At 46.6% G+C, this 13,648-nt stretch carries 9 protein-coding genes; 4 read left to right on the top strand and 5 right to left on the bottom strand.

Translation table 11 applies throughout. From position 1 onward, the window contains the following. Window positions 1-21 precede the first annotated feature (21 nt). The 3 genes from BC643_RS12435 to BC643_RS12425 all read left to right on the top strand — a co-directional run bounded on the left by BC643_RS12435 (window position 22) and on the right by BC643_RS12425 (window position 4,531). Window positions 22-2,355 carry a hypothetical protein gene (locus BC643_RS12435; RefSeq protein ID WP_120273397.1) on the top strand — a complete coding sequence of 778 codons (2,334 nt, stop codon included), beginning with the start codon at window positions 22-24 and terminating at the stop codon, window positions 2,353-2,355. A 15-nt stretch (window positions 2,356-2,370) separates the two neighbouring features. Next, on the top strand, window positions 2,371-3,486 hold the full coding sequence (locus BC643_RS12430; RefSeq protein ID WP_211338045.1) for a family 16 glycosylhydrolase: 1,116 nt from the start codon (window positions 2,371-2,373) through the stop codon (window positions 3,484-3,486). A gap of 304 nt (window positions 3,487-3,790) precedes the next feature. Beyond that, window positions 3,791-4,531 carry a 5'-methylthioadenosine/adenosylhomocysteine nucleosidase gene (locus tag BC643_RS12425; RefSeq protein ID WP_170154538.1) on the top strand — a complete coding sequence of 247 codons (741 nt, stop codon included), beginning with the start codon at window positions 3,791-3,793 and terminating at the stop codon, window positions 4,529-4,531. On the opposite strand, the gene BC643_RS12420 is transcribed toward BC643_RS12425, so the two are convergent. The 3 genes from BC643_RS12420 to BC643_RS12410 form a co-directional block, all read right to left on the bottom strand. Then, entirely contained in the window at window positions 4,528-7,173 is a 2,646-nt protein-coding gene (locus BC643_RS12420) for a TonB-dependent receptor (protein WP_170154537.1), read from the bottom strand. The genes BC643_RS12425 and BC643_RS12420 overlap by 4 nt on opposite strands. Before the next feature lie 637 nt (window positions 7,174-7,810). Continuing rightward, on the bottom strand, window positions 7,811-9,865 hold the full coding sequence (locus tag BC643_RS12415; protein WP_120273393.1) for a M3 family metallopeptidase: 2,055 nt from the start codon (window positions 9,863-9,865) through the stop codon (window positions 7,811-7,813). 33 nt (window positions 9,866-9,898) lie between these two features. Further along, complete coding sequence (locus BC643_RS12410) at window positions 9,899-10,495, bottom strand: flavin reductase family protein (RefSeq protein WP_120273392.1); 597 nt, start codon at window positions 10,493-10,495, stop codon at window positions 9,899-9,901. A gap of 223 nt (window positions 10,496-10,718) precedes the next feature. On the opposite strand from BC643_RS12410, the gene BC643_RS12400 reads away from it, so the two are divergent. Then, window positions 10,719-12,017 carry an acetylxylan esterase gene (locus BC643_RS12400; protein WP_120274260.1) on the top strand — a complete coding sequence of 433 codons (1,299 nt, stop codon included), beginning with the start codon at window positions 10,719-10,721 and terminating at the stop codon, window positions 12,015-12,017. 10 nt (window positions 12,018-12,027) lie between these two features. Here the strand turns inward: BC643_RS12400 and BC643_RS12395 are convergent, their stop codons facing one another. Together BC643_RS12395 and BC643_RS12390 are read right to left on the bottom strand one after the other, a co-directional pair. Further along, complete coding sequence (locus BC643_RS12395) at window positions 12,028-13,080, bottom strand: DUF4421 family protein (RefSeq protein ID WP_120273390.1); 1,053 nt, start codon at window positions 13,078-13,080, stop codon at window positions 12,028-12,030. A 19-nt stretch (window positions 13,081-13,099) separates the two neighbouring features. Then, the gene (locus BC643_RS12390; protein WP_120273389.1) at window positions 13,100-13,591 is read right to left on the bottom strand and encodes a hypothetical protein; all 492 of its coding nucleotides are present in this window, start codon (window positions 13,589-13,591) and stop codon (window positions 13,100-13,102) included. Window positions 13,592-13,648: the final 57 nt, after the last annotated feature.

Raw genomic sequence — 13,648 nt, 5'->3', positions numbered from 1 at the left:
AAAAACAAAAAACATAATACGATGAAAAAACATCTTATAAATATATCACGTGTACTGTTCTTGCTATTTGCAATTACAGCCTGTGCTCCTGAGGACTGGACTTCTCCGTCGGAAGGCGATATCCCGTTAGCTGCGAATATCAACGCTACAATCACGGTTGACCAAAGCATAAACCAGGTAACGTTCTCGATTGACAACCAGGCCTGTTATCCGATCTGGATTTTCGATGGCGAAACCTATTCAACGGTAAACGGACTTTCGAAGATCTACTCTCAAAGTGGAACTTACGAGGTGGAAATGAAGCTGGGTAATGCCAACGGTATCAGCGATGGTTCTATCACCAAGTCTTTCACCATTGACAATACACTGGTTGACTTTAGCAGTTTTATCACTCGTATGGCAGGCGATGCGTCGAAAGAATGGGTCATTGCCAGCGATGAAGCGGGCCATATTTCATACGGCGATACAGGAACTGACGGTACGAATTTGTACAGCGCAGCGGCCAACGAGAAAAAGTCATTGGGGATCTACGACGATATTGTCACGTTCTCAGCTGACAGTAGTTATACATACGATCCGGGTACTGGCGGTACAGTGCTGCTGAATGCCGATTGCTCGTTGTTCAGCGATTACAACACAACTGGTTCGGATTACACGGTACCGGTTGAAACACAAACTGCCAGTTATGGATTTGAAGTTGAAGGAGACGACGTGTACCTGACGCTTCCGGCCAATACTTTATTCCCGTACATCCCTTACGATGATTCGTATGAAAATCCGAAATTCAAAATTGTCAGCCTGACTGCGAACAAGATGGAACTGATTGCTGACAATGGCAGCATTGCCTGGCACTTTATCCTGGTAACTAAGTCCAGTGTTGATGCAGAACGTCAGGGATATGATCCGGATAGCGATTGTAACCTGTGGAAAACGGCAACATTCACAAACAGCTATTACTATGCTCCGGGATGGTCTCAGATTGCAGATCCGGAAATGACACAAAACGGAAATTCATACACCATTAGTCTTCCGTCAGCAACAAGCGACCAATGGCAGGCACAGTGCTTCTTCAATACCGACTTGACTACAAACTCTGTTACGAATTACGATTTCTCCTGTAAGTTGAATTCAACCAAAGATATCAGTAACGTAACGGTTAAATTGTTCGCAACCGGTGATAACGACACCTTCTATTTTGTCGAAAATCTTTCGTTGAAGGCCTATGAAGACAGTTATGTGATTATGACTGATATGACCGGATTGGATATCGATAATGTGAGTTTGGTGTTGGACTTCGGCGGCAACCCGGACGGTACGGAAGTGACCTTGAGCGATGTAGTTTTGAAAGAACACAGTTGTGATGATGGTACTGTTATAGAGGATGATGACACCACGGTTGATTGGGATGAAGATTCGGATTGTAACTTGTGGAAGACGGCTTCCTTCACCAATTCGTATTACTATGCTCCGGGATGGTCTCAGATTGCCGATCCGGTGATGACTGCGGATGGGAATTCATACACATTCAGTTTGCCATCTGCTACATCCGATCAATGGCAGGCACAGTGTTTCTTCAATACGGATATGGCCACCTCTGCCGGTACTACCTACGACTTCCACTGTATCTTCAATTCGACAACGTCGATTGGAAATGTTACCGTGAAGCTTTATAAGAATGGCGATGATGATACCTTCTTCTTTACCAAGAATATTTCGTTGACTGCTTATGAAGATTACGTATTCGAGATGACGGATATGGACGGTATCGATGCTGACGCGGTTAACCTGGTGCTCGACTTTGGAGGCAACCCGGCCAACACAGAAGTAACGGTTAGCAGTGTGATTTTGAAAGAATCTTCTTGCGGCGGTTCAACTACAGTGAACTGGAATGCAGATTCGGCTTGTAACTTATGGAATACAGGTACTTTCACCAATTCGTATTACTACGCACCGGGCTGGTCTCAAATAGCTGATCCGGTGATGACGGCCGATGGAAATTCCTATACATTCAGTCTACCGTCGGCTACAACCGACCAATGGCAGGCGCAGTGCTTCTTCAAAACAGACATTGCAACCTCTGCTGCAAACACCTATGATTTCCATTGTGTCTTGAACTCGACCACGGCTATTGGAAACGTCACGGTGAAACTGTACAAAAATGGTGATGATGATACTTTCTACTTCACCAGTAATATCTCGCTGTCGGCCTACGAAGATTACGAATTCGAGATGACGAGCATGGATGGTATCGATGCCGACCAGGTCAATCTTGTTGTCGACTTTGGAGGCAACCCGGCTAATACAGAGGTAACGGTTAGTGAAGTTATCTTGAAAGAATCCTCTTGTAACGATTGAAAAACAAAATGAAACATGAAGAACAGAATGTCTATATTAAGTTTATTTACAATGATCCTCGCTTTGCTAAGTTGCAGCAAAAGCGATGACAATATCACGGGAACCTCTTCGGTTACGATCACAGTATCAACGCACGATATCTCTTTTGAGAACACGGCTGATACGGCGACTGTCGATGTTAATGTGACCAACGAGTGGACGATTTACACTACTGAAGATTGGGTGAAATGTTCACCGAGTTCGAGTATCAACACTGAGGAAACGGTGACTGTAACTGTTGAGAAAAATTCGGGTGCTGCGTCCAGAACTGCGATGCTGGTTGTGAAATCAGCAACCGCGCGCGACACGATAAATGTTACGCAAAACGGCGACGTTTCGGACGATATTGATACTCCCGATGGTTATTCTCTTGTTTGGCATGACGAGTTTGACGATGCACTTTTGTCCGACGGCAAAGCCGCAATGCCCGGATCCGACTGGACTTATGAAGTAGCCAGTCCGGGTTTTGTGAATAACGAGCTTCAGTATTACGTAAGCGGAATTACCGGCACGGGAGATACGCTGGCTTACATCACCGATGGTACCTTGAAAATCAAAACGGCCAAAATAAACGGTAATGTCTATTCGATTCGGATGTATGGTAAGCAAAGCACCGGTTGGAAATATGGGTACATTGAAGCCCGTTTGAAGCTTCCTTCAGGACTTGGAACCTGGCCGGCATTTTGGATGATGCCTGTAAATTATACTGCTTGGCCAGATGACGGCGAGATGGATATCATGGAAGAAGTGGGATACGACCCGAATGTAATCCATGGTAGCCTGCATGCGACCAATCACTACGGTAGCAATCCGAAAAGCGGCACGACCACTTGTTCGACATCTCAAACGGAGTTCCACAAGTACGCGATGGAATGGACTTCTTCGAGCATCAGTTTTCTGGTTGATGATGAAGTGTATTACACCTATAATAACCCGGGAACCGGAACGGATGACTGGCCTTATGATGCACCTTTCTATATTATCCTGAATATGGCTTGGGGAGGCAGCTGGGGAGGCGCGCAAGGCGTTGATGAAAGTGTCCTGCCAACTACCTATGAAATAGATTATGTCCGTGTATTTCAGAAAGACTGATCCGGAGATAAACTAAGGTTTTACTTACAATCCTCTGCATACAGAAATACCTGGATGCAGAGGATTTTTGTTAAACGGTCTTTCTTCCTTCCGGATGTAAACTTGGTTTCACAATTGGGAATCCCCGAAATACCGGTATCTTTGGTAGCTTCAAAGTCAAATTGGACAGACAAAGCAAGAGATTGCTTTAGCTTAGATGTTTGAAAAGCATATAATGAAATATATAAATCAAATTTATTTGCTTGATAAACAGTCTTGTAATAAATTCAAAGGATATTTCCAAAACCATTCAAATCTTGTTACAATGAAAACCGGTTTAATAGGTGCTATGCGCGAGGAGATTCTTCTGCTCGAACACGACATTCAGAATCTGAAAGTTCATCAATATGGAGCTCGTAAGTTTTACGAGGGTACCATCGGAGGAAAGGAGGTTGTGATGTGTCTTTCCGGATGGGGAAAGGTGGCGGCAGCATCAACGGCGACAACTCTTATTAATGTTTTTAATGTCGACCAACTGGTTTTTATCGGTATGGCCGGTTCGCTGATGGAGAATCTGCAGATCGGCGATATCGTGGTGGGCGATCAGCTGATTCAGCACGATGTAGACCTGTCTCGTTTGGATGGTTTTCATGGAATTGAACCACCGTTTTATAAGAAATTCCGGTTCCCGGTGCGACAGGCAGCGCAACGTCGTGCGCTGGAAGCAGTGAAGCAGTTCACTTACAATCTGCACGACGACAAATATCCGAATATCAATAAACAGTACCGCCCGAAGATTCACATCGGGGCAATCGGCACTGGCGACCAGTTTGTAGCTTCCCAGAAAGGGAAAGATAAAATTGTAGAGCGCCATCCTGAATTGTATTGCACCGAGATGGAAGGCGCAGCGATTGGCCAGGTTGCGGCGGATTACAATGTGCCGTGTTCGGTTATCCGCATCATCTCAGACAATGCGGATGAGGAAGCTCACAGCACGTTTGCCAAATTCCTTTTTGAAGATATCAGCAAAATTTCGGTCGAGATTGCCCGTCTCATGTTCGTTTAGAAAGTAATGCTCAGTCCGGCTCTCCAGCTCATGCCTTTGCCATACAGTGCCAGGTTTGAGCCGAAAGCATCTCCGCTTTTATTCGAATAAATCTGGTTGATGTATTCACTTCCCAGTATATTTTGCACATCCGCGAACACGTGGATGTTTTGCTTCTTGCGGAATTCATGGTAGTAGCTCACTCCGGCTCCCAGCTTATCGAATGCAGGGAGTTTAAGCTGCTCTGGAACTGCGTCGTTATCAAAATCGTGAACCAGCAGCGGGGCATAGCTCGCAAAAGAGCGATAATAGTTGACGTTGATTTCCAATCCTTTCAACAGGTTAAACTCATTTCGCGCGTACAGGCTGATTGGCGGACAGTTGTCTGTTTTGTAGCCATCAAACGGAAGATCCGATTCTGAGAGCAGTTGGTTGCTTTCGTCATATATTTTCGCATTGGCCGAATTCTTAAATGTCCATTTTCCGTACGACGCTGATACATGCAGGTTGTACCGCTTGAAGTAAGTTATTTGACCGCTCAGCTCAACACCGCGGTGAAACTGGTTCAATCCTGAAAGAACGGCGTATTCTTCATCTGCATTCAGCCCGTAGCGTTGAATATCGGTGCGGTTTTGCTGGTACATGGCGTAGCCACGCAGCGAAACAAAAAACCGCGCACTGTTCAACACATAGGCAAGTTCACCGGTATAGAGATTCTGGTTTTTAGCCGATGTGTTTTCCCAGTTGTTGCCAGCAGGGAAAAGTACGTCGAAACGTGTCGGACTTCCGGATGCTCCTGAATTAAAGCGGATCGAATGAAATTCGTTCAGGCGGTAGGTGAGGCCTGTGCTCAGGCGCCAACCGAATTGTGTAATCCAGTCCGTCGTTCCATGCGAGTCGTTTGTTTCGTACGAAAAATAGTCTTCGCGCTTCAGGCTTTTCACATAGATCCCGGTTTCAGCGTAGCCAAATGCCCGGTTTCCGCTTCTCTCCAATTTCGCTGCCAAGCCTCCTTTTCGAATGAAAGAGCGATAATCGTAGTCGACCTTATCTGCTTTACCGGTTTTGGGTAAAAAGTTTGCCTCCACGAAGTTTGTTGCCGCCTGATCGTTGCCGTTTATATCGGCGTTGCTCATAAATCCGGAAGCGCCCAATAAATCGGTTGCGCCTGCGAAGTGGTCAGACGTGTATTGTTCGAGGTCGGCAGACAGGAAGACTTTGTTGTCGTCGTCAATCTCATGAATCAGTTGTGTTTGCAAACCATATCTTGTTGTCCGACTTACGCCGGCCAGAGTTGAAATGCCATCGGTTTCGGAAATTGTCTGTTCCGAATTGGCCGCTGAGATAGCATCGAAATCAACCAGCCCACGGTCGGTCGCTGGTATTTCGTAGGGGGTCATCCCATTCATCATCCCCTGCGGATAGGTTTGGGCGCTGTTCTCCAATTCCAGGTAAAGCTGGCTCACCAGTCGGGTGTGAACGCGCATGTGCCAGTTGTGGGTTAGTACCGACAGGTTGGCGATGCCGAAACTTCCGTTCCATCCCAATTCCGAATTGTCCAGAAAACCCCAGCCACTGTTGTGGTCGATACCGTAGCTGCTGATTCGGGAGATAGAATCGGGGCGGTTGCGCAGGTCTGCTTTCCACGTTTTCATGACCGAGGTGAGCAGAAAACTGTGCATGTGGCTGTATTCTTTGAAAAGGTTGAGGTACATGCCGTAGCTTTCAAACCCGGTGAAATCGGGAATGCCATCGCCTGCAGTTCGGTCCAGTTTCAAAGTGAAAGCTATTTTGCGGTCGCTGAGCCCGGAATGCACCGTGGCTGCTGTTTTCAGGTAGCCGTTCATTCCAGCTGAAGCGAGCACGTTAACACCAAATTTTTTGTGAGGCATGAAGGGCAAAACATTGATCAAGCTGGTTTGTCCCAATTCGCTTTGTTTGCCCGATGCAACACCGCTTGTAAACTGGGCCTGATGTCCCCAGTCACTCAGGCCCGGATAAAGTGCGGTATTCATTCGTCCTGTTTCCGGGTTATTCAGGCTAATTCCGTTAAAAACAACCTGGTTTTGATTGGCGGCGAAACCTCGTACGCTAATTTCCGAGCTTCCGTATCCGCCTCCGTTTTCAAGCAGGTAAACCGACGGCTCCCCTGTGAAGAGCTCGTTAAAATCAGTTCCGCCTTGTTGCGCCATCATGTTTATGACAGGTGTATTCCGGGTTGCCGACGGGGTTTTCGTGATATCAATCCGGGAAGCGATGTCGCGTTGCTGAAGCCGACCAACTGCTACCGGTTCCAGTCGAACCGCGCCCATAGGCGTTAAAATACCTTCGTAAGTCGAAACATTGTAGAACTCACTGAAGATTCCCGGGTGGATGGCCTCAAGCTCAAAAAAAGCCGGTGGCAGTTTCATACGGAAGTAGCCAAAGCGGTTGGTTATGGTATAGACACCCGATCCGCGGATTTGTACGATGGCTTTCTCCAACGGCTCGCCAAACTCTTCCTCTGTTACCCGGCCGTCAACAATGGCTGGTTCCACATCCTCCTGGGCATAAACTTTCAATTGGATGCTTAAGATTACCAATAGTAGTGATAGTTTGACTAATGCTTTTAGCCGGCAAGCAAAGCCGTTGTTTGGCGTTTTCATGTTCTCTTTTTGTTTCATGTCTTCATTCATTCAACCGTGTATTGAAAACGCACAAAATGAATTTGAAGTATTTACCGGCTCGATTTTGGGACATTCTTCTTAATAAATCTTAACGCGGGGTAATTTGAAGACGGATTTTGGTTTTTGGCACGCATCTTGTTTTATGAATAGCAGAAGTTTACTCAAAGCCGTAAACGGAAACAGAAACAGAGTTTTTTCATACATACACAGAGAGAAAAGGTGAGAAGGCAAGTGCAGAGGCACTTGCTTTTTTTATGTTCCGATTTTGAGGGGACAACTTCTTTTTTGATAGTAGAGAAGATTTTTGATGTTTTCGAAGTCGAAGGGGACTAGACAAAAGAATGGTGCTTGAGTTGGATTTTGAGTGAAAGTAGGGGAGGAATTCTTAATAAGTCTTAACAAGGTGCTAATGGCTATGTTGATTTCAGTTTATGGCACGCATGTTGTTTTATAAAAAGCAGAAGTTTACCTCAAAGCCGTAAACGGAAACAGAAACAGAGTTTTTTCATACATACACAGAGAGAAAAGGTTAGAAGGCAAGCGCAGGGGCGCTTGTCTTTTTTTATGCCTATTGCTAAAACGAAGTGAGGGTTTCACTTCAAGTGAAGCCCTCACTAACAGATCGATATGTCGATTATTTCGTTAATCCGCTGCGTTCCAGCAGTGCGTCAACTGTTGGTTCCTGTCCTCTAAAGCGTTTGTAGAGGATCATCGGATGCTCGCTTCCGCCTCTTTCCAGGATATTTTCGCGGAAAGAGTCTGCTGTTGCTTTGTCGAAAATGCCATTCTTCTGGAAGACCGAATAAGCATCGGCATCCAGTACCTCGGCCCATTTATAGCTGTAGTAACCAGCATCGTAGCCGCCGGCAAAGATGTGGCTAAAGGCGGTGCTCATCAGCGATCCTTCAACCGGTTCCAGTAATTGTGTTGGTTTCATTGCTTTTGCCTCAAACTCTGGAACACTCTCTTTTAATGGTTCTGTCAGCGTGTAATAAGCCATATCGAGCATGCCAAAGCTCAGTTGGCGTTCCTGGAAGTAGCCGGATTGGAAGTTTTTAGCCTCAATAATTTTGTGGATTAATTCCTCGGGCAATTTTTCCCCGGTTTCGTAATGAACGGCAAACTGGTCGAGCCATTCTTTTTCGTAGGCCCAGTTTTCGTGCATTTGCGAGGGTAGTTCCACAAAGTCCCAGAATACGTTAGTGCCTGATGTACTGGCATATTGGCATTGGCTGAGCATGCCGTGCAGCGCGTGTCCGAACTCGTGCAGGAAGGTTGTCAGTTCGTCGAAAGTCAGCAACGAAGGCTTGGTTTCGGTGGGCTTGGTGAAGTTACACACAATGCTAATGTGTGGACGTTTATTCACACCGTCTTCTACATATTGTGAACGGTAGTCGGTCATCCATGCTCCCGAACGCTTTCCGTCGCGCGGGAAGAAGTCCATATAGAACACCGCGATGAACTCACCCTTGTCATTATAAACCTCGTAAGGCTGCACATCGGGATGATAAACTTCAATTTGGGTATTCTGTTTGAACTCGAGGTTGTAAAGCTGTTTGGCGAGTCCGAAAATGCCTTGGGAAACGTTTTCCAGTTTCAGGAACGGCTTCACTTCTTCTTCGTTGAAACCGTAGCGCGCATTCTTTAGTTTTTCGGAATAGTAGGTCCAGTCCCAACGTTGGATGGTACCTTCAAAACCGTTTTCGTTGGCAAATTTTTGCACTTCTGCCAAATCTTCGTCGGCAAATGATTTCGATGCCTGGTGCAACTCATCCAGGAATGTTGCTACTCGTTCCGGAGTTTCGGCCATGCGGCGTTCCAGTTTGAACTGAGCATGACTTTCAAATCCTAAAAGCCGGGCTTTTTCAAGCTTCAGATCCAGTATTTTTTTGATGATTTCTTTGTTGTCGAACTCGTTGTCCTGGTTTCCTTTGCAGGAAGATGCCCGGAATAGCTTTTCGCGCAAATCCCGGCGATCAGAATATTTCATGAACGGGATGAAGCTCGGATGTTGCAAGGTGAAAACCCAGCCTTCTTTTTCTTTTTGCTTTGCTGTTAGAGCAGCGGCTTCGCGAACAAACTCGGGTAAACCTGCCAAGTCGGCTTCGTCGGTTAAATGCATCTCGTACGCATTGGTTTCAGCCAATACATTCTGCTGAAACTGCAATCCCAGCTTACTGAGCTCTCCTGTTATTTTACGGTAGGTGTCCTTATCTTCGGCGCTGAGGTTGGCCCCGTTGCGCACAAAACTCAGGTAGCTGTTATCAAGCAAGGTTTGCTGTTCGATGTTCAGGTTTAGCTCGTCTTTTTTCGTGTATACTGATTTTACCCGGGCAAACAAGTCTTCATTTAAGCTGATGTCGTTGCCAAATTCCGAAAGCATCGGTGCTACGTCCTGCGCAATTTTCTGCATCTCGTCGTTGGTTTCGGCCGAGTTCAGGTTGAAGAAAATACCACGGATGATGCTCAGGCGCTCGCCGGTGCGTTCCATCGCTTCAACGGTATTCTCAAAAGTCGGCTCTGCCGGATTGTCGATGACTGCTTGTATCTCGGCTTTTGCCAGTTCCATCGCTTTTTGAAAAGCAGGCAAATAATGTTCGTTTTTAATTTTTGTGAACGGAGCAGAATCGTGCAGGGTGTTAAAATGCTCCAGTAGCGGGTTTAACCCGATTGCTGTATTGGTGTCCATTTCTATTTCTGATTTTTCGTTTATCAAACTCGATTATTCTTTGTTCTTTTTTGCCTTTTTCTTCTTTTCGACCGACCAACCGAACTTGCCTATCTGATCGCCAACTTTAAAGTAGTGGCCATGCACGTAGCAAATCGGGTCGGAACTTTTCAGGCTAAATGCGCCTGTTTCGGGGTCGAGGTAGCGCTCGTCGGCAATCACGTTCACTACTTCCGAAATAAACATATCATGCGTACCAAGGTTCACAATGTCCTTCACCTTACATTCAATTGAAATTGGCGCTTCAGCCAGGATGGGGGCTTTCACGATGCTGGCCGGGGCAGGGGTGAGGCCCATCTCTTTCCACTTGTTTACTTTCGATCCCGATTTCACCCCGCACCAGTCGGTGGCACGGGCCAGTTCTTCGGTGGTCAGGTTGATGACGTACTCGCCGGTTCGTTTAATGATTTCGTAGGAATGGCGCGAGGGGCGCACCGAGATGTAGCACATGGGTGGGTCGCTGCAGATTGTTCCGGTCCAGGCAATGGTAATCAGGTTGTATTCTTCCGGGGTTTCGCCGCAGCTAACCAAAACGGCCGGCACCGGGTAAACCATCGTTCCCGGTCTCCAGTTGGTTTTTTTTGGTGTCATGTTGTCAAGTCAAAAGTTAAAAGTGAAAAGGCAAATGCAGCGATCCGTATTCTTCTTTTGGAATCGGAAGTCAGCCCGCCAGTTCCACCAGTCGTGGAATGATGCCTTCTGCAAAGTTAAAAATCCACAGCGGATGAAGAAAAGCCCAAGCAATTTAGATGATTTGTACCCTCAGCGGTGGGCACTTTTCTGTAAATTTGGAATCTCCTAAAAACCAATAATGATGATGAAGAAGCTTCTTTTTGTTTTTCTGCTGGCCCTGACCAATGTGGCCTTTGCCCAAAACTCGCCCGCACCAATCAAGTTAGTTGATGTTTTATTAACGCCCTCGCACGCCGATTGGACCTACAAAACCGGTGAAAAAGCCGAAGTTGAGGTGCAGGTATTGCGCTTTGGTGTTCCGGTGCCCAATGTGGAAATCAGTTACGAGGTTGGACCGGAAATGATGGACGCGGAGAAAAAAGAAAAGCAACTGTTGAAAGACGGAACAGGAAAAATTAACGTCGGAACGAGCAAAGTTCCCGGGTTTCGGGATTTGAATGTATCGGTCAAGGTTGATGGGCATACTTATAAATCACAGTCAAAACTGGGGTTTTCTCCCGAGGCGATTGAGCCCACTGTTGAAAACCCGAAGGATTTTGATGCGTTTTGGACCGAAGCTGTTGCTGAAGCACGACAAGTTGATTTTGATGCCAATCTGAAATTCTTACCGGAATATTCCACCGATAAAGTGGACGTGTATTTACTGGATTTGCGCACTGGCTGGGGCAAAAAGCGCCTATTTGGTTACCTGTGCAAACCAAAAGGCGAAGGCAAGTACCCGGTTTTGTTTGCTCCTCCCGGCGCCGGTGTGAAGCCGGTAAAACCGTACACGGGGTTCGCCGAGCAGGGATTCATCAGTTTAACGATCGAGATTCACGGCATCTCGCCTTTATTGGATGCCGATAGCTATAAACAGGTGAGCAGCGCTTTTGGCGATTACATGTTCGCCAACCTGGACAACCGCGACGAGTACTACTATAAAAATGTTTACCTGGGCTGCGTTCGCTGTGTTGATTACTTGTGCAGCCTGCCCGAATTTGATGGCAAAAATGTGGTTGTTACTGGTGGAAGCCAAGGCGGAGCGTTGACGATTGTTACTTCAGCCCTGAATGAAAAAGTGACTGCCCTGGCCGCGTTTTACCCCGCACTTTGCGACATGACCGGTTATCTGCATGGCCGAGCGGGCGGCTGGCCTCATGTTTTCCGGGCGGATAAACAGGCAACGATGGCCACTCCCGACCGGATCAAAACAGCCGCTTATTTCGATGTGGTTAATTTTGCTCGCCGTGTAAAAGTCCCGGGATTCTATTCGACAGGTTATAACGACCATACCTGTCCGCCAACTTCCGTTTTTTCAGCATTGAATGTGATCTCCGCGCCAAAGGAGATTGTCATTACTCCGATTTCCGGACACTGGCGGTTTGGCGAAACCAACGACAGGTCGCTTGACTTTTTACGGGAACAGTCAGGATTGGAATAACCCCTGAACTTTAGTTGAGGATGTGTTCGATCTCGTCATTCAGCTTTCTTACCGGTTTCGGTGCTTTCAACCGGAAACCAAGGTAGAAACTGACGTAGAAATGATTTTGATTGATGACACCTCCCGAATTTTTAGATTGGTTGTAGGTTTCTCCGGTGAACTGGACCCGCGTTCCGGCAAAGAATTTCGGCGAGTTGTAGCCAAGGGCTCCAAGTACCTCTCCTCGGAGAATTGGAAGGTTCTGGATTGTCTTGTATTTGACGTCGATGTAGCGGGTGTATAATTTCTGATGAATCACCCCACCGGCGGCTCCGGCTCCACAGGTCAGGGAAAAGTCCCGGTGCAGAACGAAGGTTTGGTAATATCCTCCGCCTGCCATCAGCTCAATGTTGCTGGCTTTTTGCGAGCTGTTTGTTTCCGTCAGCTTGGTACGGTCGTCGTTTTGATACAGCTCGTACGAAAAAGTGCCGATAAAACTGCCGGTTGTTCGCAGTTGCTTTTCCGTTTGATCAAGGAAAGCTTTGGTCGAAAAATTCGGATTCCATTTGTACGATGTTCGTCCGTAATAATGGTGGGTAACCAGCTCCGGAAACTGCGGGTACGGATCGCCTTCTGTCCAGCTGGGGTCGAACGGTTTGGGATTGTCCAGATAGTAGCCTTTGGTACGCGAGTAGCCGATTTCCTGGATAATTTTGTTGAATTGAAACCGTGGACTCAGGTTGAAGTACTTCGTTTTACCTTTCAGATCATCGTCCTTGTTGCTGTTGAAAAGCGGGGAAATGTAACTGTAACTGAGCGACAAAAAGTGATAGTTCAGCGAGATCCGGGTTGCCCACCGGGCGTTGGGTTTTATTTTGTAACTCAGATCGTCATTGGCACTCACTTTGAATCCGTCAATTTGGTTATTGAGGTCGACCTTGATGACCATGTTTTGATTCATTGGGCGGAAGTAGTTCGAATATGAACTGGATTCAACTTCTTGTCCACAGGCATACTGGTTGGTTGCAACAAGTACGCTGATTAGAATTAAAACAGGGCAGGTTACTTTTCTAATCCTTGCCATTCGTTGGAAATGTCTATCGTCAGAACTTCATCACTAGACCAACGCCATTTGGGCCGGTCTGAAAAAGCATACTAACATCCTTTGCTTCGCGGTATCCACTGTTGTAGTAGGCTATTGCCTTACGGGCTTTTTTGCGGAATGCTATTTTGAAGGGGATTGATGCGGCGAGACAACCGGCCCCAATGTAAGCAAGGGACCAGTTCGGGTCGGAATCGCTGCCAAAACTGTCGAGGATGGGAAGGGTAATCAGAATGCCAGCCGAGGCACTCAGAATTTTCCCCGCCGAGTAGTTTAAGGTAAGCGGCTTGGCGTAAGAAGCCATGTTTGGATCTTTCAGTAAAAGCTTGACGAGCTGCTCGTCATTCATTTCAACATCACATCTTACGTAAACATCTTTCTTAAACAGAATGCCTTTCTCCATAAGTCCGATCGGTTCAAACTTGATTTGAGCAGTGGTTTTGAGACTGGTTAAAATCAGGATGAACCCGATGCAGAAGATCAGTTTTCGCATGTTATTTGTTTGTGGTTGCCAATACTAAGTCAGCCAATCCTGTTTATTGTTACAATT

The organism is Mangrovibacterium diazotrophicum (assembly GCF_003610535.1).
Lineage (GTDB): Bacteria > Bacteroidota > Bacteroidia > Bacteroidales > Prolixibacteraceae > Mangrovibacterium > Mangrovibacterium diazotrophicum.
This window is presented reverse-complemented; position numbering and strand designations above follow the sequence as displayed.

Excerpts from the sequence above, each read along its gene's own strand:
- BC643_RS12435 (WP_120273397.1), top strand. The coding sequence starts at position 22 with ATGAAAAAACATCTTATAAATATATCACGTGTACTGTTCTTGCTATTT.
- BC643_RS12430 (WP_211338045.1), top strand. The coding sequence starts at position 2,371 with ATGAAGAACAGAATGTCTATATTAAGTTTATTTACAATGATCCTCGCT.
- BC643_RS12425 (WP_170154538.1), top strand. The coding sequence starts at position 3,791 with ATGAAAACCGGTTTAATAGGTGCTATGCGCGAGGAGATTCTTCTGCTC.
- BC643_RS12420 (WP_170154537.1), bottom strand. The coding sequence starts at position 7,173 with ATGAAACAAAAAGAGAACATGAAAACGCCAAACAACGGCTTTGCTTGC.
- BC643_RS12415 (WP_120273393.1), bottom strand. The coding sequence starts at position 9,865 with ATGGACACCAATACAGCAATCGGGTTAAACCCGCTACTGGAGCATTTT.
- BC643_RS12410 (WP_120273392.1), bottom strand. The coding sequence starts at position 10,495 with ATGACACCAAAAAAAACCAACTGGAGACCGGGAACGATGGTTTACCCG.
- BC643_RS12400 (WP_120274260.1), top strand. The coding sequence starts at position 10,719 with ATGATGAAGAAGCTTCTTTTTGTTTTTCTGCTGGCCCTGACCAATGTG.
- BC643_RS12395 (WP_120273390.1), bottom strand. The coding sequence starts at position 13,080 with ATGGCAAGGATTAGAAAAGTAACCTGCCCTGTTTTAATTCTAATCAGC.
- BC643_RS12390 (WP_120273389.1), bottom strand. The coding sequence starts at position 13,591 with ATGCGAAAACTGATCTTCTGCATCGGGTTCATCCTGATTTTAACCAGT.